Below are 17464 nucleotides of genomic sequence, written 5' to 3' on the forward strand. Positions count from 1 at the left end.
TATGCATGGAAGGGGTTCGGATCAGTCCGGACCTTTTTAATGGAAAAATAAGGCCAGGAATCATCCTGCCCTTATTATTTACTAAACGCCGCCACCAGTTATGTTGCGGGTTTGATCCATATCGTTTTTGATAAAACAGAAGCTTGTTCATAAGCATCAATTAGACCCTGTTGTTGGATGTTTGTTTTCGGTATGCGTTTATATTTCAGAACGATAGCGAACGCGGATGAAAAAGGGAAAGGATCCATAGTAACTGTCTCCGTATCTGCCCAGCTGATAGAAAAAGCAGATGGCAATGCAGAAGCGTTGTTTGATACAGCTAATCCTTTTCTGAAAAATGGATGAAGGTCTTCATCTGCAGCTCCAGCTTCATTCAAACATACAAACAGAGACAGGGTATCAGAAAATTGTAAAAGCGCATAATCCGCCGCAAACTGCTCCTTGTCAAAATCTTTCATCATGCTGATCAGCCATTCCTGCCGCGCTGCTTCTTGCTGAACGAATGTTTTTGCTTCCTCCGCAGTTACTTCTGTCAGGAACTGTTTATAATGTTCACTGCAGAGCAAAGCCGCATAGTTGTTCTGTTCCTGGACCATATTGATTCCATGCGTGTATAATACCGTTTTGGGAATTACCGGGAAATCCATAAAGGAATACGGCTGATTTGCCTGATCATTCCAAAAAGGCTGACGGTCAAATGCTTCCCATCCGGAATCATGCTGATAAGCGGCGTAGATAACGGCATCTTTATAAGGCGTATGCTCAAAGTAAACAGGGGCTAACTGTTCCAACATTTCTCCTGATAATAGAGCATGATCCACTTGCGATATGAATATAAAATGTTCCCCTTGGTCTCGGATAATCATCTAAAGCCTTCCTCCCGCCATAATGGTCGTTTGTAATTGCTTCACAGGTTTGGTCTATATGCAATGATAAAATGCGTCTTTCCATTGTAAAAAAAAGACGATGACTCTTATCCATCGTCTTTTTTTACTTTATATCATTTTATCAAAGTGGATCCGTTTATATAAAGCATAAAAAATAGGGATACCTATCAGTAATACAATAAATTCACTGGCTGCAGTTGTGAGCCAAGTAAATAAAAATGGCAGCTGTACAGCAATATTCAACATAAAGGCAATGATAAACATATTAAAACTGAAAACCAATGTATTCAGAAAGAATAGCAATAATGTGTTTTTAATATATTTTTTCAAGAAAATGATAATGCCTAAAGATATAGCAGTGTGTGCTGTCCCGAAAACGAGGTCCAGGCCGCCTGCCATAGAAAATAAATTAGAAGCAAATACACCAATTGTAATCCCGAAAAAATAACGTTTATCAAAGATAATTAAATGGTTGAACATCTCAGATATTCGAAATTGAATCGCCCCAAATGCAACTGGCGATACCAATAAAGATACGGCCACATATAATGCTGCAATAATGCCATTCACCACAAGTGTCTTGATATTCATATTCTGTTTTTTCCTCCTAGTTTTTTATCGTGGGATGGTTACGAACCACGTTATGCATAGAGTATCATATCAGGATTAAAGAAGGAAAACAACAGATGTTGCTCAGGTGCAAAGCAATATCCAAATAAGAAGTTTTGACCAATTATCATTCGTCGGTTACAATTAATTACATAAAGTAAGTTTGTTATTTTTAGTTAATATTAATGGAGTGAATCAGATTATTACAGTGTTCTGTCTCCTGCTTAGAATATTCAACTTACCTCTGCTTTTGAGGTGGCAGGCTACAGTTAGCTACACTACAATAAACAGTCCAAAAAGGGGATGACTGAAAGATGGAAAATAAATTTTTTGAAACACAGGCCATGCATGTATCAGATATAACGATGCAAGTAACTGATCTGCAGCGATCCATTGCTTTTTATCAAGACTTCCTAGGTTTTCAAGTGATGGAGAGAACAGCGCATAAAGCAATGTTTTCAGCGGATGGAAAAAAAGCTTTGATCACACTGGAACAGCCGGAAAATGTGGTGGCAAAACAACGAAGAACAACAGGCCTTTATCATGTTGCTATCCTTCTTCCGTCAAGAATTGATTTAGCAAATTTCTTAAAACATTTGCTGCAAGCTGGCAGAGCATACACGTTGCAGCTGGGGGCTGCTGATCATTTAGTTAGTGAAGCGCTCTATTTTTCTGACCCGGATGGCAATGGAATCGAAGTAGCAAGCGACCGCTTATCTAGTACCTGGAATTGGTCGGGAGAGTTCGTGCAGATGAGCACAGACCCGCTGGATGCAGATGGACTTTTGGAATCAGTAACAGCGGATTGGAATAAGATGCCTGAAAAAACGCTTATTGGACATATTCATTTACATGTGAATAATTTGCGGGAAGCAAAGGAATTCTATATAGAAGGATTAGGCTTTCAAGAGGTAATGGCTTTTTCAGGGGCTTCTTTTTTGTCCGATAGAGGGTATCATCATCATGTTGCTATTAATACATGGAATGGGACAGATGCGCCAATTCCTGATTCCAATGAAACAGGGCTGCATGTTTTTACGATAGCTTATCCAACCAAAGAAGAAACAGAAAAAGCAAAGCAAAGGCTCGAAGCTTTGGGTTATTCGGTTAATGAAGATATGGTGAAGGACCCTGCAGGAAACCAAATCGTTCTATCTTTTAACTGATTCCGTAAAGAAAAAATCAGCTGCCTGTAAATAGTGGATAGACAAATACAATTACGGTAGAATATAAACACAAGAGCAGGAAAAGATAGGGAGTATTTTTATGGAATATATTTTATTAATTGTAGGGTTTATTTTATTAGTAAAAGGAGCGGACTGGTTTGTAGACGGTTCTGCTAATATATCCAGACTGTTGCGTGTTCCCCCGGTATTAATCGGATTAACCATTGTTGCTTTGGGAACCAGTGCGCCGGAAGTGACAGTCAGTCTTATTGCGGCAATCCAGGGAACGGCAGATGTGTCGGTCGGGAATGTCGTCGGAAGTAATATTTTTAATATAACGATGGTTGTAGGTATTGCAGCGGTTATCTTTCCGCTTCAGGTGAAAAATGAAATGATTGTGAAGCAGATTCCTTTTACATTACTGGCTTCCTTAGCTTTAATAGCATTGGCTGGAGACGTGACATTACAAGGATCTGCAGAAAATATACTTAGCAGAAGTGACGGGTTTATATTCATCTTGTTTCTGTCTATTTTTATGTACTATATTATCGAGGTAGGTTTAAAAAGCAGGAAAGAAACGAAACCCATTGGAGATTCGAATGTAAAGTGGGGGAAAAGCACGCTTATTACGGTGATTGGTGTTGCAGCCATTATTATAGGCGGCCAGTTTGTTGTAAATAATGCAACAGAAATTGCGCTGGCATGGGGGATGAGCGAGGCTTTAGTCGGCCTGACTATTGTTGCTGTCGGAACATCACTCCCGGAACTGGTTACATCGATATCTGCAGCGTTGAAAAAAGAAAGTGAGATTGCCATGGGGAACGTGGTTGGCAGTTGTATCTTTAATATACTATTTGTTTTGGGTACCACTTCATTAATTTCCCCATTGTCGATTAATCCTGTTATTTTTACAGATATCTGGATTATGATTGTATTGACGATTTTATTACTTATTTTTTCAAGGACAGGTTTTCGGATCGGGCGCAAGGAAGGATTCATTCTTTTCCTTATGTATGTCATCTATATGGTTTATATTATTATGAGAAATTAAAAAATCCTAGAAGGACTGTATCTTTTGATACGTTTTCAAACTTGTTTATCGAGTTTTTAAAGTAAAGGTATAAGGTTATATAGAATGGAATGTAAAACAGCTATAAAAAATACAAAGAAGGATTTAGGAGGAACGATGGTACAAAAAGGAAGAATCCTCTTATCAATAGTTATTATTGTGTTGGCAGGATATAGTATGATAACCCAAAATTTTGGACTTGCTCCTTATTACTTATTTCTATTGGGTGTTGTCATAGTGATTACAGGAGGAATAAGTATTCAACAATCTAAAAAGGATTTCTGGGGATATATTTGCATTATTGCTTCTCTGTTTGTGTTTTATGTTTCCGTACAGGGGTTCTTATTTCATTAATAGATATAACATATTTATAAGAGAAAATAAAAGAGAGGCGCTCCCCTCTCTCTTTTATTTTGATAATAATCTCATCTACATGCTGTTAAAAACACAACTTTTTTCTTACTGAGCATACCAATTTGCTGCAGCTTTTACTTCCGTCATCGTGAGCTGGTGCCCATTACTTTCCCAATGGATATCCACTGCAGCACCGGCGTTTGTGAGTAATTGCTGTAACTCTTTTGCCTCTTCCGGCGGACACATTGGATCATTATCTCCAGCTCCAATAAATACGTCTGTGCCTGTTAAATCAGGAAGTTCAATCCCTTTGCGAGGAACCATCGGGTGATGGAGAATGGCTTTTTGCAGTGAATCTTTATAATGGAATAACAAGCTGGCAGCAATGTTTGCGCCGTTGGAATAACCGACAGCCGTTACTTGTTTTCGGTCAAAACCGTTTTCCTGACTAGCTTCATCCAGAAATGCATGTAATTCTTCTGTTCGTTTGATTAAATCTTCTTCGTCAAACACGCCTTCTTCCAAGCGCTGGAAAAAACGCAGCATACCATTTTCTGATACGTTTCCGCGCACACTTAAAACATTGGCATCAGGATCAATAAGATCTGCTAAAGGTAATAAATCACTCTCTGTTCCGCCTGTCCCATGCAGGAGGAGCAGGGTAGGACTATTTGGACCGCCTTTTTCTTCGTAGATATATTTCATGGGTTTCATCCTTTCTTTACAATGAAATGTTTTTTGTTACCGTCTATTCTTTTTCTGCAGCTCGATGGCCAACTGTTTTTAATACGTCAATAACGGTCTGTTTATCCTTTTCGGAAATACCTTGAAACAGTTCTTCGATCACCTGCTGATGTTTTGGGAAAATATCATCCATGATTTCTTTTCCCTTATCCGTAATTTCTAAATAAACTACTCTGCGGTCATCTGAGCAATTGACCCGGGCCAGCAGTTCTTTTTTCTCCAATTTATCAATTACATAGGTTATCGACCCGGTACTGATTAATACAGATTCCGAAATGTCCCGGATAGTCTGTCTGCCTTTATGATACAAAACTTCTAAAATAGCGAAATCAGATGTGCGCATACCATGCTTTTTGATATCTTTTTTAGTGACTTCTTCCAAAGCTCGAGAAGCTTTCATGGTAATGACAAAGGATTTCAATGATACATTTTCAGCCAACATTCTCACCCTTTCTATCGATATATATGAAAAAACATTTTAATTAAAGTATATTTAATTAAATAATAATGAATTATATTTATTTTGTCAATGTGACGGGAAAGGTCTATCCATGTGTTATCCGGTAACCTTAGTTCTCTTCGTCCATCTTGGTTTTTATCAGTTGCATCCGCTCATTGAAGAGGGAAGGATAGGAGAGAAAACCAAGCATAATACTTGTAATAGCAGCTGTTGTCAATAAAAGAAAGAGAATCAACAGCTGGAATTGAACTGCTTGTATTGGGTTAGCTCCAGCAATAATCTGGCCGCTCATCATTCCTGGCAGTTGAACGAGACCAATTGTTTTTTGACTTTCAATGGTAGGAATCAAACTTGCTTTAATAGACTGAATCAATGGCATATGGACAGCTTGCTTTGGCGTTCCTCCTAAAGAAAGCAGGAGCTCTGTTTCTTTTTTCTGCGTTTGCATTTCTGCTGTGAAACGGTTCAGAAAAAGAATGGAGAGCACCATGGAATTGCCGACTACCATCCCGCTGATAGGAATAATATATTGTGCAGTTGGCGGTGTAATTTGAAACCCTAACAGAATACCTTGCGTCAATACTTCAATGAAAACAAATGTTAAAATGAGTTTCCATATAATCCCTTTAATTGACACGCCTTTTTTCTGGGCATTATGTGTTGCTGCTCCAATCATGAGAGCAATCATAAGGGTAATAAAAAGATAACTTTCCGATTCAAATACAAAGGTTAAAATAAACCCGACAGCGATGAGCTGGATAATCGAGCGAACAGTTGCGATGATGGTATCTTTTTCTAAGCCGAGATGTAATGTTTTGGAAAGCAGCAAGGGAATAAGGACAAAAATAAGCGATAAGGCGAGCGTCAGATAACTCATTGCCATTCCCCCTTCACAAATTCTTGTACACGAGGGTTCGTTGAGTTTTTCAATACTTCTGTCTCTCCTGCCTCAATCAGTTCACCGTTCATCATAATCCATGTATAATCACCGATATGTAAAGCTTGTTCTAAATTATGAGTAATCCAAGCAATCGTTACTGTAAACTGTTGATTAATATTCTGGATTAAATGTTCAATATCAGCTGTAGATACACGATCCAGGGAAGAGGTGATTTCATCCAGCAACAATATTTTCGGTCGATTGACAAGTGTACGTGCAATCGATACTTTTTGCCGCTGACCGCTTGATAAATCAGTGATGTCCCGATAGAGGAAAGAAGCATCTAATCCTACTTGTGTTAATAAATGTTCCGCTTCTTCCTTTGCTAATTCCTGGTTTTGAAGGGTTTTAGGCATAGCCAGATTTTTATAAACGGTGCCATGCAGCATCGTTGCATCTTGCAGAGCTATGCCGACCGTGCGCCGTAATGCAGTCGGTTTTATTGCTTGAATACTTTCTCCAAAAAGACGGATATCACCTTTGTTTGGAGAAATCAATCCGTTTAATAAGCGGAATATCGTTGTTTTTCCAGCCCCAGAAGGCCCGATGAATGTGGTGATCTTTCCGTTGGGAAGAAAGCCGGAAACATCTTTAATAATATCTAAACCTTCATCTGAATAACTGACATGATCGAGTTCCATAGCTGATTTATCGGTTTGTTCTGTTGCTTGTTGCATAATCAGATTCCTTTCTTAGATGTTGTTAACAGGAACAGCAGGAGAGAGCAGCTCTCCTGCTGACAAACCTTATTTTATCATTCTTGCTGTTGATTTAATAGAACCCGCTTTTGCTGGAGCAGCTTTTGAAATTCTTGATCTAATTCATCCGAGGGCTCCATGCTGAGTTTGCTTAAGGTTTCTGTTATTTTTGTTTCAATTATCATTAACTGCTGTTCCGTAGAATCGGATTGTGCTTCTTTTTCCGCCGGTTCTTCATGAAACTGTTGTATCGTTCCGTGGAAGAAAGTAAGTTCTTGATTATTTATTTCAATTATCTTGGCAGCGATATTTTCTATAAACTGCCGGTCATGGGATACTAATAAAACCGTACCTTCATAACTCTGCAGCAAACCTTCTAATGCTTCCACAGCCTCAATGTCCAGATAATTGGTCGGCTCATCGAGGATCAACATATTGATATCACTGACGAAAAGCTTTGCAAAAGCTACTTTGACGCGTTCTCCGCCGCTTAGTACGTGAACAGGTTTAAACACATCATCACGATAGAAATGCAGTCTGGCTAAGACAGTCCGGATGAGTGTTTCATCCTGCTTAGAGGTTTCCTTGACATTTTCAAGAATCGATTTTTCCGGATCCAATGTAGATAAATCTTGTTTAAAATAACCAATTTTTACAGACGGATTTAAAGTGATACCAGCTTCTCCCTGCATTATTTTTTGAACAAAGGTTGTTTTTCCTGCGCCATTCGGGCCGATGATACCGACCTTATCACCACCTTTTATATGCAAGTTGGCTTTTTCCCATAATTGTTTTCCTGGAACCTTGCCTTCTACGTCTTCTATCCGTAAAATTATTTTTTGTTGTAAGCGGTCCTGGTGGGGGAGTGCCATTTTCACAGGAGGTGTTTCTTTCACCTTTTCCACTTTTTCCAGGTTCTCTAACCTTGTTTCCAAAGCTTTGGATGTTTTCTGCATCTTTTTTTGTTTTTTAGCAAAGTAGGGCTTCGCTCCTTTAAGATTTTCTTCTGGCGAGCCGATCTTCCCCTTAGGTGTTTTCGTTGCTCGCTGCGCTTTCTGTTCTTTTTTCTCAATAGCGCGTTCAAGCTGTTCTTTTTTCTGTTGATAATGCAGATAATCCTGGCGTTGTTTTTCGATTGCTTTATCCTTTTGTTCACGGTAGGCTGAATAATTACCTGTATAGATATGGAGGCTTTCTTCATCTATTTCCCAAATTTGCTCACACAATGCATCTAAGAAATGTCTGTCATGGGAAACAATAATAAATGCTCCTTGCCAATGGGAAAGTTGTTTTTCGAGCCATTCTATATGAGCTGTGTCCAGATTGGTTGTCGGTTCGTCGGCAAGGAGCAGACCAGCTTGTTTCTTTAAGGCCTCCACAAGATAAGCCTGTGTTACTTCGCCGCCGCTTTTTTGCTCTCTTTTCTCTTTTAACTGCGGTAATAAGGCGACAGTCGTGTCTATTTGAATCGTTCCTTGTTCTGGCTGCATGTTCCCGGCAAGCAGGTGAAGCAATGTTGTTTTTCCTGAACCATTTTTTCCGACTAAACCAATTCGGTCTTTTGCTTGCATAGCCAGATGTTCGATGGAAAATAAAGTTTTTTCCTTAATACTATGCTTCATGTGATGCGCTTCTATAATCGTCATAAAATCATCTCCCTGATTATATAGAGTGAATAGGGAGGTTAACCAAATAAAAAACCCCTATTCTTTAATCAGAACAGGAGTCGCCTGGGTAGAAACAAATATATACGAGAATGTTCCCAAAGATACGGAGCGGTTTCTTTGGGAACACGTATCATAATACTTATTTCACGCGGATGTCAAAAAACATAAAGGCTAATCCTGTTCTGAAATCGTTCGATAAAAGCATGCCAAATAGTACAGCTATATAGCTGTTGTTGTGCTTTTATGGAATTCAATCTTTAGAAAAAACAGGATTAATACTTCATGTTCTTTTTGTTCACCCTTTCGATAATTGTTGGTTATAGTATAACGGAAAAAACAGCGTTTGTCATTAAAAGGCAGATTAACCTTTCGAATTTTTCAATAAGATGTATATTCACCATTGCAAAGAAAAAACCGGGAACGTTTTATTCTGTTGGCAGAAAAAGTAAACATTGTCCGGTTTTTCTGTATATATACTACAATGCTTTTGGTGACTGGTGCAACGGATTTTCCTGCATTGCATCTTGAATCAAACAGTTTCCCCGCCCGTGCGGAATACACATAGGCGTTCCGAAGATGGGATCGCGGGCGATATTGCAGTTCATGCGGAAGACGGCGGAAACAAGTTCTGCTGATATTGTTTCTTCCGGCTTTCCTTGCGCATATACTTTTTTATCTTTAATCGCAATAATATGATCTGCATAGCGGCTTGCCAGATTTAAGTCATGCAATACCATAATAATGGTACGACCGTCTTTTTCGTTTAATTCAAACAGAAGATCCAGTACATCAATTTGGTGCATTAAATCAAGGTAAGTTGTCGGCTCATCCAGAAGAATAATTTCTGTATCCTGAGCCAGAGTCAACGCAATCCAGGCGCGTTGCCGCTGCCCGCCTGAAAGGGAGTCGACAGATTGATCCTTGAGGTCAGCCATATTGGTATCTTTTAATGCTTTCTGTACAGCTTCTTCATCTTCTTCGGACCATTGCTTCATCATTTTCCGATAAGGGTGTCTGCCTTGCTTGACCAGCTCATAAACTGTTAGTCCCTCTGGGTTTGCTGGTGCTTGCGGCAAAATAGCTAAATTCTGTGCAACGTCTTTGGTCCGCATTTTAGAAATGTTTTGCCCGTTTAATACAACAGAGCCTTGCTTTGGCTTTAATAAACGTGCCAAAGAACGTAAAAGTGTTGATTTTCCACAGCCGTTTGGGCCGATAAATACAGTGATTTCTCCTTTAGGAATAGAAATATCTAATTCATCTATAATTATCCGGTCGCCAAAACCGAGTGTTAAGTTATTTGCTGTTAATGAGTCCAATGTAAAACGCCTCCCCAGCCTAAAAAAGGTGCGTATAGAATACTACTTTTATTCTAGTCCTCCATCAGCTAATAGTCAATGATAATCGTTTTCAATTAGAGAAGAAGGAGATGTTTCAAAATTGGCAGCATTGCAGTTATACGGTTTTATATTGCAAAATCAACAATAATTTGAACAGAACAACGTATAAAAAGACACAAAGCTGCATCCACTGCCTTGTGTCTTTAAAAAGGTGTTATTTAAATAAATCAACAAACATTTCGATTGTTTGTTCTGATGCTACGAAACCGTTGTTGGTCCAGTTACTTTCATCTTCCAAGTAGTATACCTGATCATTTTGCACTACATCGGTATTATTCCAGACGTTGCTGTTTTCCAATGCCTGAATTCCTTCGTCATCTTCATTTCCTAAAATAATCAAATGATCTGCATCCATTTCCGAAAGCTTCTCTAAGGAAATAGGGTTCCAAGCTTCTCCACCTTGTCCAAGTTCTTCTACAATTCCGGGAACTTCCACATCCATTTCATTGTAAATCATGTTTGCAGTGTGACGATTTTCTTCAAATAAGAAGTATTCCCCGCCAGTAACCCACATCATTGCGACGCTTTCGTCACCTAATGTTTCATCAAGTTCTTCTTTGGCCTGATTCACTTTTTCATCATAATCTGCTAAGGTTTGTTCCGCTTTATCTTCTTTTCCAAGAATTTCTCCGAATTTCTGTAAGCGTACTTTCCAATCACCTGTCTCTTCTTCGGATAATACATAGGTCGGGGCAATTGCTGCATAATCGTCATAAGAGCCTTCATAATTATCCAGCGTGTGATCCAGAATAATCAAATCCGGTTCGATGCTTAGAACTTGTTCCAGCGGCAGCGTCCATTCAATGGTTTCTATATCTGCCAAGTCTTCTTCTAAATAATCCTGAATACTTTCGCCGATTGCCCATTTTGCAACAGGTGTCTCGCCGAGTGCGATTAATGTATCTTCATTGTAGGGAGCAACGATTTTTTCCGGGTTTGCAGGAACAGTCACTTCTCCCATATCGGAATCAACGGTAATTTCGGAAGATTCGTCGTTCTCTCCGGATGTATTTGAATCATCTGAACTGCTGTCATCATCACTGCCGCAAGCGCCAAGAAATAATAAAGCTATAAACAGGAACATAAATAAGTATTTTTTTTGCGTGAATGTGTACATCGCTTTTTCTCCTTTTATGTTATAATAAACATCTATCGATAATGATAATCACTTTCAATTAGAAAGTCAATATGCTATTTTATTCGAAAGTGTTACTATAGTATTTGGTATTTTAAAAGAAAACTTAGGAGTATACAAGTCATGAAATTTTTTTCACGTTCTTCGCGAATAACAAAAGGGTTGATAAATATCCTTGGAGTTAGTCTTGTTCTTTTTTCGATTGGCATGTCTATCTCTTATGGTGCAACAAATGTTGATTTACATACGGTGTGGCAGGCAATTTTTCATTTCAGTGAAGGAGAGCAGGCGCATCAGGTTATTTGGGAACTGCGCATTCCGCGGGCATTGGCTGCAGTATTCGTCGGAGCATTTTTAGCTATGTCTGGAGCAGTGATGCAAGGAATGACACGTAATCCGCTGGCGTCTCCATCCATCATGGGCGTAACAGACGGCGCTGCATTTATGCTGGTAATTATATTAGCATTTTATCCGGCAGCTTCCAGTGTCGGCTTAATGTTTGCTACTTTCCTCGGAGCAGGTATAGCAGTAACCTTGGTATTTCTGGTCGGCTCTTTTTCCAGCAGCGGATTGACACCTATTAAATTGGCGCTGGCCGGTGTTGCTATTGGGACGTTATTACGTTCTATTTCTTCCATTCTTTCGCTGCATTTTCAGTTGGAAAAAGATATGGGCTTTTGGCTGGCCGGCGGATTAGATGGTGCAACCTGGGAGTCTATAAGCCTTCTCCTTTTCGCCGGAGTAATCGGGGTGATTTTGGCATTGTTTATTGCGAAATCCATTACCGTCCTTAGTTTAGGTGATGATTTATCTACCGGACTGGGACAGAATAATACACTGATTAAAATTACTGGCATCGTTGTTGTTTTAATATTAACTGGTGCTGCTGTTTCTGTTGCCGGTGCTGTCGGATTTGTGGGACTGATTATTCCGCATATAACCCGGTTTATTGTCGGAACAGATTATCGTTGGATTATACCGACTTCTGCAGTGCTTGGAGCCTTATTATTAGTGAATGCAGATCTTATTGCGCGGCTGATTAATGCCCCATTTGAAACACCTGTGGGCTCTATTACATCCATTATCGGAGTGCCATTTTTCCTCTATTTAGCCAGAGGCAGCGGGGGTGATAAAAAATGAACACGGTAGAGAAGCAAAAGCGGCTTCGGTTTTGGATAATTATTGGCATCCTTATTATCGGAATGATTATAATTTCCTTTGTCAGTTTAAATTTAGGAGCTATTTCTATTTCCCCGAAAGAAGTAATACAAACACTGATGGGACAGGGGTCAGACAGGCAGGAACTGGTATTGTTCAACTTTCGGATGCCTGGAATTATTTTGGCTCTATTAATTGGAACAGGTCTGGCTGTTTCTGGAACGATTCTGCAGGGAATCACGCAGAATGGACTTGCAGATCCGGGAATTTTAGGTATTAATTCAGGTGCAGGTTTTGCGATTGTTTTATTCCTTTATTTCTTTCAGGGAACGATTCCGGCAGACAGCGCATTAAACAACTATATGCTTCCTTTTGTTGCTTTAATAGGAGCATTTACGGCGGCTGTTTTGATTTATACCATTGCCTGGAAAAGAGGCGTAACACCAATTCGTCTTGTTTTGGTCGGAATTGGAGTGAATGCAGCATTTAGTGCGCTTATGACAATTTTACAACTGCGAATGGATCCGCAAAATTATCGACAGGTAACCATTTGGTTATCAGGAGAGATTTGGAATGAAAGCTGGAATTTTGTTTTTGCTTTATTGCCATGGATGCTGATACTGATTCCAATTGCGATTCAAAAAGCAAGAAGCTTAAACGTCTTCCATTTAGGAGATGATGTTGCTTCCGGTCTGGGGACATATGTAGAAAAAGAGCGGGGGCTCTTGTTATTAATTGCTGTTGCATTAGCTGGTGCTTCTGTAGCGGCAGGGGGAGCGATTGCCTTCTTAGGATTGGTTGTTCCACATATTGTCCGTAAACTGGTCGGCCCGCTGCATCATTATGTGATTCCGATATCTGCTTTGCTGGGAGCGTTTATTCTAGTAACTGCAGATATGGTTGGAAGTAATATTCTAGCGCCGACAACGATACCGGTAGGGATTGTTGTTTCCATTGTGAGCGCACCTTATTTTGTTTATCTGTTGATGAAAACCAATTAATAATAGAAAGGAGCTCGGAGAATGATGAATGAGGAAATATATGATGTCACGATTATCGGCGGAGGTCCAGCCGGGTTATTTGCTGCTTTCTATAGTGGCATGCGGGAGATGAAGACAAAGATTATTGAATACCTTCCTTATCTTGGCGGGAAAGTACCTTACTTTTATCCAGAGAAAGTGATTCGTGATATTGGAGGAATTGCACAAGCTACCGGGGAAGAAGTAACGGATCAGCTCGTGGAACAAGCGATGACATTTGATCCGGAAGTGGTTTTAGGCGAACAGGTTGTAGATATGGAGCGAATGGATAATGGCCATTTTCAGCTCCTGAGCAGCAACGGCAATATCCATTATTCGAAAACAGTTATACTGGCAACCGGTTTTGGAACATTGCATTCCGTAAAGCTGGATCATCCGGAAGCAGTCTATTATGAAGAGAAGAGTTTGCATTATACAGTCAGAAAGCTGGCGGATTATTATGACCAGCATGTGCTTATTTCCGGCGGGGGCAACAGTGCGGTGGATTGGGCGCTGGAGCTTGAAAATATAGCCAAAAGTGTTACGCTCATTCATCGCCGCAATCAGTTTAAAGGATTGGAAAGCAGTGTGACCAAGTTAAAAAACTCCGAAGTCAATGTCATGACGCCTTATGAAATAAAAGCATTGTATGGAACGGATGGACAGGTCGAAAAGGTAGTACTTTCTCACTTAGAGGATGAAACAAAGGAGCAAGCGCTAGAGATCGACCGATTAGTTGTTAACCATGGATTTCAAATCAATCTGGAACCGATCACCTCGTGGGGGTTGGAAATGATAGATGGTATGATTGCCGTTGATTCCAGTATGCAAACATCTGTGGAAGGTGTTTTTGCTATTGGGGATATTGCCCATTACCCAGATAAGCTTGGGTTAATTGCCGGGGCTTTTAATGAAGGACCAATTGCTGCTAATCATGCGAAAAAAATTGCTGATCCGGAAGACCCTGTGCAGCATTTATTCTCTACGAATTATGCTGGATTTACCGACGAAGAATAGCTTAGGACGCATAGTAGTTGAAAAGGGGAATAAGCAGGAAACTTCTCTTGCTTTCATATATTGACAAAACAGGCAAGCGCCTATACAATTTCCACATTGAAGTAACTTTAAAATCTTATCATATATACTTATCCAGAGCGACTGAGGGACAGGCCCAATGACGTCCGGCAACCTCTTTATGAAAAGAAAAGGTGCCAATTCCTGCAAAATAAGACATGTTTATTTTGGGAGATAAGGCGAATGTAAAAACAGCCTTTTTCTTGTGGAAGAGGCTGTTTTTAATAGGTTTATAACATAAGATTTTTACATAGCAAGGAGGAGAGATTTCTGAAAAGCGTTAGAAATAACGGATATACTTATTTAAAAGCAAGAGGAGCGTAAATATGAAGAAGAATCACGATAAAGAAAAGAAAAAACTATTGGATCGCATTCCGCATCCGCTGGCGTTGTTGTTTTTTATTGTTGTTGCAGCGGCTGTTTTGACCTATATAATACCATCCGGCTCTTATGAAAGAGAGACGATAGACGGGACTACTCGAACGGTTCCTGATTCATTTCAATACATAGAGAACAACCCGGTCGGTATCATGGACTTATTTACGGCAATCCCTGAAGGATTCCGGGAAATGGCTGATATCGTCTTTATTACTTTTGCCGCAGCTATGATGTTCGGGCTTTTGGAAAGGACGGGGATGCTTGAAAATACAGTCGGTACACTGGTTCGCAAAGTCGGATTAAAACGACGTTTCCTTATTGTTGCGATTATGACATTTGTCTATGGATTTTTTGGGATGTTTGTCGGGCTTGAAAATAATATTGCCCTTATTCCAATCGCTGTTTTATTAAGTGTTTCCATAGGCGGTGATGCTGTACTTGGTGCGGGTATTGGAATAGGAGGAGTACTTGTCGGATTTGGTCTCTCTCCATTCAATCCTTATACGCTGGGGGTAGGACATCGAATAGCAGAAATGCCGCTATATTCAGGATGGTTTTTAAGAAGTATTTTGGTGGTTATCGTTTTATCTTTATTAGCCTATTATAATATTCGATATTTTAAAAAGATATTACAAGACCAGAAACATAGTTTGGCATATGGTATTGATACACAGGATATGAAATTGAGCCAGCCGCTTGAATCCTATCGGATGCGCAAAAAAGATATTGCGATGCTACTTGTGGTGATTGCAGGATTTGTGGTCATGCTGACAGGAATATTTATGAATGACTGGTATATTAATGAAGTTGCAGCGATATTTCTTATGATCGGTATTGCCTGCGGGATTATTGCAGGTATGAATGCCAATCAAATTGCGGAAGCTTTTTCAAAAGCACTTGAACCCAGCGCATTAGCAGCTATTTTGATCGGTGTTGCCATGGCGACTCAAGTGGTCATGAACCAAGGCAATATCAGTGATACGATTGCTCATGGGCTTGTTTCTGTGATGGAAGGTTTACCAACAACGCTGGCTGCCGTATTCATGACTATTTCCCAGTCGATTATTAATATTTTTATTCCAAGCGGCAGCGGCCAGGCATTAGTTACATTGCCAATTATGATTCCTGTTGGGGACATGTTAGACATTACACGGCAAACGACTATCTTGGCATTCCAAATCGGCGATGGTATTACCAATATATTTTCACCGACCTTAGGCGGTTTAATGGCGATGCTCGGTTTGTGTAAGGTGCCTTATGGCAGGTGGATTCGTTATATTTTTCCGTTTGTCATGATGGCTCTTGTTGTGTCTTGGATTGCTTTGGTGATCAGTCATTTAATTGGCTGGGGCGGATCGATTTAAGCGGATTTTAATGGTATATAATCAAAGTTTATTAAGATGATGGAACTTCCTTATAATCAGAAGTTGGCAGAGACTTGTCATTTCCTGATTATAAGGATTTTTTTATAAAGTGAAACTTCAATCAGTGGGGGTTTTCTTTTTATCCCCCACTGATTGTTAGTTGAACGAATCGGGCCGTTACTGGCTGTTGAATCTCCCACTTAGAAATAAAATTTTCACTCATTTCTTGAAGTGGGAGTCTTACAGCCAGTTACACTGCGATAAATATTTTTGAAAAAGTTCGAGAAACTTCTCCCGGTCTTCTTCGGTTAATGCTTTTGGGCCTTTGGTGTGTTTTCCGCTCCGTCGCTCTTTCGCACTTAAATAACGGGATTGCAGCAGTTGGTCAATATTATTATTCGTATAAGCGAACCCTTTATGATGCAGGACATGGCATCCTTTTGCCAGCGCGAGAGAAGCAAGTCCATAATCCTGCGTTATTACTATATCTCCTTTTTCCACAAGCTTCATAATCCGGTAATCTGCAGCATCTGCACCGGTATCTACATAAATGGTCTCCACCCAGTAAGGATATTCTTGTAATGAAAAATGGGAGATACTCGTAACCAGAATAACCGAGATATTCTTTTTACCTGCTTCTTGTATGATTGTATTTTTGACAGGACAGGCATCAGCATCGACGTAGACTTTCATGCATTCACTTCCTTTATGTACGTTTTTTAATATATTGTAGCAGATTGCTGTAGAACTTGTCTTATCCACTGGAATTCCCTGCGAAAACCATGTAAGATATAAATCACTATTTACCGTGAAAAGGAGTTTGCATGTATGTGTTATGTTATTGAACAGATGAAGCCGGCAGATTGGGAACAGGTTTTGGAAATCTATTATCACGGCATGGAAACACAAAACGCGACCTTTGAAATAAATGAACCGGATTGGAAGACTTGGGAGGATTGGAATCGCGCTCATTTATCGGAATGCAGGTTAGTTGTCCGGGAGGATGAGCATATGCTCGGCTGGGCAGCGTTATTGCCTATCTCTGCCAGAGAAGCTTATCAGGGAGTGGCTGAGATAAGTATTTATCTGCATAAAGACAGCATGGGAAAAGGTATTGGTACAAAGTTGATGCAGGCACTGATGGAAGCAAGTGAAGAAGCAGGGGTATGGACACTGCAATCCGAAATCTTTCCAGAAAATATAGGGAGCCTGAAATTGCACGAAAAGATGGGTTTTCGACGGGTTGGTATTCGTGAAAAGATTGGACAGATGGAAGACGGCAGGTGGCGAGACGTTGTACTTGTGGAGCGCCGCAGTCCGCATGTAGGATTAGACTAAGGAG

The 17464-nt window shown here is 40.0% G+C and carries 18 protein-coding genes and 2 riboswitches; of the genes, 8 read left to right on the plus strand and 10 right to left on the minus strand.

What is annotated here, in order from left to right; genetic code table 11:
- Positions 1-98 precede the first annotated feature (98 nt).
- Positions 99-866: a DUF3891 family protein gene (locus ACFQ19_RS03440; protein ID WP_379590614.1), complete on the minus strand. Its 768-nt coding sequence runs from the start codon at positions 864-866 to the stop codon at positions 99-101.
- Positions 867-995: 129 nt separating this feature from the next.
- Positions 996-1478 (minus strand): QueT transporter family protein, encoded by a 483-nt coding sequence (locus ACFQ19_RS03445; RefSeq protein WP_379590615.1) that lies wholly within the window; start codon positions 1476-1478, stop codon positions 996-998.
- Positions 1479-1488: 10 nt separating this feature from the next.
- Positions 1489-1533, minus strand: a riboswitch (PreQ1 riboswitch).
- Positions 1534-1810: 277 nt separating this feature from the next.
- Here ACFQ19_RS03445 and ACFQ19_RS03450 point away from each other — a divergent pair.
- The 3 genes from ACFQ19_RS03450 (at position 1811) to ACFQ19_RS03460 (ending at position 4085) form a co-directional block, all read left to right on the plus strand.
- Positions 1811-2662, plus strand: coding sequence for a VOC family protein (locus ACFQ19_RS03450; protein WP_379590616.1), 852 nt, complete (start codon positions 1811-1813; stop codon positions 2660-2662).
- 100 nt (positions 2663-2762) lie between these two features.
- Entirely contained in the window at positions 2763-3713 is a 951-nt protein-coding gene (locus ACFQ19_RS03455) for a calcium/sodium antiporter (RefSeq protein WP_379590617.1), read from the plus strand.
- Positions 3714-3848: 135 nt separating this feature from the next.
- The gene (locus ACFQ19_RS03460; protein ID WP_379590618.1) at positions 3849-4085 is read left to right on the plus strand and encodes a DUF3953 domain-containing protein; all 237 of its coding nucleotides are present in this window, start codon (positions 3849-3851) and stop codon (positions 4083-4085) included.
- Positions 4086-4190: 105 nt separating this feature from the next.
- Here the strand turns inward: ACFQ19_RS03460 and ACFQ19_RS03465 are convergent, their stop codons facing one another.
- The 7 genes from ACFQ19_RS03465 to ACFQ19_RS03495 all read right to left on the minus strand — a co-directional run bounded on the left by ACFQ19_RS03465 (position 4191) and on the right by ACFQ19_RS03495 (position 11111).
- A complete protein-coding gene (locus tag ACFQ19_RS03465) occupies positions 4191-4790 on the minus strand; it encodes an alpha/beta hydrolase (RefSeq protein ID WP_379590619.1) in 600 nt (199 codons plus the stop codon).
- Between the two features lie 43 nt (positions 4791-4833).
- The gene (locus ACFQ19_RS03470; RefSeq protein ID WP_379590621.1) at positions 4834-5268 is read right to left on the minus strand and encodes a MarR family winged helix-turn-helix transcriptional regulator; all 435 of its coding nucleotides are present in this window, start codon (positions 5266-5268) and stop codon (positions 4834-4836) included.
- A 130-nt stretch (positions 5269-5398) separates the two neighbouring features.
- On the minus strand, positions 5399-6166 hold the full coding sequence (locus ACFQ19_RS03475) for an ABC transporter permease (protein ID WP_379590622.1): 768 nt from the start codon (positions 6164-6166) through the stop codon (positions 5399-5401).
- The gene (locus ACFQ19_RS03480; protein ID WP_379590623.1) at positions 6163-6906 is read right to left on the minus strand and encodes an ABC transporter ATP-binding protein; all 744 of its coding nucleotides are present in this window, start codon (positions 6904-6906) and stop codon (positions 6163-6165) included. The genes ACFQ19_RS03475 and ACFQ19_RS03480 overlap by 4 nt, the downstream gene beginning before the upstream one ends.
- Before the next feature lie 77 nt (positions 6907-6983).
- Positions 6984-8573 (minus strand): Vga family ABC-F type ribosomal protection protein, encoded by a 1590-nt coding sequence (locus ACFQ19_RS03485; RefSeq protein WP_379590625.1) that lies wholly within the window; start codon positions 8571-8573, stop codon positions 6984-6986.
- 497 nt (positions 8574-9070) lie between these two features.
- Complete coding sequence (locus tag ACFQ19_RS03490) at positions 9071-9913, minus strand: ABC transporter ATP-binding protein (protein ID WP_379590626.1); 843 nt, start codon at positions 9911-9913, stop codon at positions 9071-9073.
- A gap of 235 nt (positions 9914-10148) precedes the next feature.
- Positions 10149-11111 carry an iron-hydroxamate ABC transporter substrate-binding protein gene (locus ACFQ19_RS03495; RefSeq protein ID WP_379590627.1) on the minus strand — a complete coding sequence of 321 codons (963 nt, stop codon included), beginning with the start codon at positions 11109-11111 and terminating at the stop codon, positions 10149-10151.
- Between the two features lie 141 nt (positions 11112-11252).
- Here ACFQ19_RS03495 and ACFQ19_RS03500 point away from each other — a divergent pair, with 141 nt between their 5' ends.
- From ACFQ19_RS03500 to ACFQ19_RS03515, 4 genes are all read left to right on the plus strand, one after another.
- Complete coding sequence (locus tag ACFQ19_RS03500; protein ID WP_379590628.1) at positions 11253-12269, plus strand: FecCD family ABC transporter permease; 1017 nt, start codon at positions 11253-11255, stop codon at positions 12267-12269.
- Entirely contained in the window at positions 12266-13288 is a 1023-nt protein-coding gene (locus ACFQ19_RS03505) for a FecCD family ABC transporter permease (protein ID WP_379590629.1), read from the plus strand. The genes ACFQ19_RS03500 and ACFQ19_RS03505 overlap by 4 nt, the downstream gene beginning before the upstream one ends.
- A gap of 24 nt (positions 13289-13312) precedes the next feature.
- Complete coding sequence (locus ACFQ19_RS03510; protein WP_379590799.1) at positions 13313-14323, plus strand: NAD(P)/FAD-dependent oxidoreductase; 1011 nt, start codon at positions 13313-13315, stop codon at positions 14321-14323.
- Between the two features lie 125 nt (positions 14324-14448).
- Positions 14449-14561: riboswitch (SAM riboswitch) on the plus strand.
- Positions 14562-14706: 145 nt separating this feature from the next.
- Positions 14707-16122 (plus strand): YfcC family protein, encoded by a 1416-nt coding sequence (locus ACFQ19_RS03515; protein ID WP_379590631.1) that lies wholly within the window; start codon positions 14707-14709, stop codon positions 16120-16122.
- A gap of 240 nt (positions 16123-16362) precedes the next feature.
- On the opposite strand, the gene ACFQ19_RS03520 is transcribed toward ACFQ19_RS03515, so the two are convergent.
- The gene (locus tag ACFQ19_RS03520) at positions 16363-16815 is read right to left on the minus strand and encodes a YaiI/YqxD family protein (RefSeq protein WP_379590632.1); all 453 of its coding nucleotides are present in this window, start codon (positions 16813-16815) and stop codon (positions 16363-16365) included.
- A gap of 135 nt (positions 16816-16950) precedes the next feature.
- Here ACFQ19_RS03520 and ACFQ19_RS03525 point away from each other — a divergent pair, with 135 nt between their 5' ends.
- A complete protein-coding gene (locus tag ACFQ19_RS03525; RefSeq protein ID WP_379590633.1) occupies positions 16951-17460 on the plus strand; it encodes a GNAT family N-acetyltransferase in 510 nt (169 codons plus the stop codon).
- The last annotated feature ends 4 nt before the right edge of the window (positions 17461-17464 follow it).

The organism is Oceanobacillus locisalsi, from assembly GCF_042675985.1.
In the GTDB taxonomy this organism is placed as follows: Bacteria; Bacillota; Bacilli; order Bacillales; family Amphibacillaceae; genus Oceanobacillus; species Oceanobacillus locisalsi.

Excerpts from the sequence above, each read along its gene's own strand:
- ACFQ19_RS03475 (WP_379590622.1), bottom strand. The coding sequence starts at position 6,166 with ATGAGTTATCTGACGCTCGCCTTATCGCTTATTTTTGTCCTTATTCCC.
- ACFQ19_RS03445 (WP_379590615.1), bottom strand. The coding sequence starts at position 1,478 with ATGAATATCAAGACACTTGTGGTGAATGGCATTATTGCAGCATTATAT.
- ACFQ19_RS03515 (WP_379590631.1), top strand. The coding sequence starts at position 14,707 with ATGAAGAAGAATCACGATAAAGAAAAGAAAAAACTATTGGATCGCATT.
- ACFQ19_RS03455 (WP_379590617.1), top strand. The coding sequence starts at position 2,763 with ATGGAATATATTTTATTAATTGTAGGGTTTATTTTATTAGTAAAAGGA.
- ACFQ19_RS03495 (WP_379590627.1), bottom strand. The coding sequence starts at position 11,111 with ATGTACACATTCACGCAAAAAAAATACTTATTTATGTTCCTGTTTATA.
- ACFQ19_RS03465 (WP_379590619.1), bottom strand. The coding sequence starts at position 4,790 with ATGAAATATATCTACGAAGAAAAAGGCGGTCCAAATAGTCCTACCCTG.
- ACFQ19_RS03485 (WP_379590625.1), bottom strand. The coding sequence starts at position 8,573 with ATGACGATTATAGAAGCGCATCACATGAAGCATAGTATTAAGGAAAAA.
- ACFQ19_RS03480 (WP_379590623.1), bottom strand. The coding sequence starts at position 6,906 with ATGCAACAAGCAACAGAACAAACCGATAAATCAGCTATGGAACTCGAT.
- ACFQ19_RS03510 (WP_379590799.1), top strand. The coding sequence starts at position 13,313 with ATGAATGAGGAAATATATGATGTCACGATTATCGGCGGAGGTCCAGCC.
- ACFQ19_RS03525 (WP_379590633.1), top strand. The coding sequence starts at position 16,951 with ATGTGTTATGTTATTGAACAGATGAAGCCGGCAGATTGGGAACAGGTT.
- ACFQ19_RS03520 (WP_379590632.1), bottom strand. The coding sequence starts at position 16,815 with ATGAAAGTCTACGTCGATGCTGATGCCTGTCCTGTCAAAAATACAATC.
- ACFQ19_RS03440 (WP_379590614.1), bottom strand. The coding sequence starts at position 866 with ATGATTATCCGAGACCAAGGGGAACATTTTATATTCATATCGCAAGTG.
- ACFQ19_RS03460 (WP_379590618.1), top strand. The coding sequence starts at position 3,849 with ATGGTACAAAAAGGAAGAATCCTCTTATCAATAGTTATTATTGTGTTG.
- ACFQ19_RS03500 (WP_379590628.1), top strand. The coding sequence starts at position 11,253 with ATGAAATTTTTTTCACGTTCTTCGCGAATAACAAAAGGGTTGATAAAT.
- ACFQ19_RS03505 (WP_379590629.1), top strand. The coding sequence starts at position 12,266 with ATGAACACGGTAGAGAAGCAAAAGCGGCTTCGGTTTTGGATAATTATT.
- ACFQ19_RS03450 (WP_379590616.1), top strand. The coding sequence starts at position 1,811 with ATGGAAAATAAATTTTTTGAAACACAGGCCATGCATGTATCAGATATA.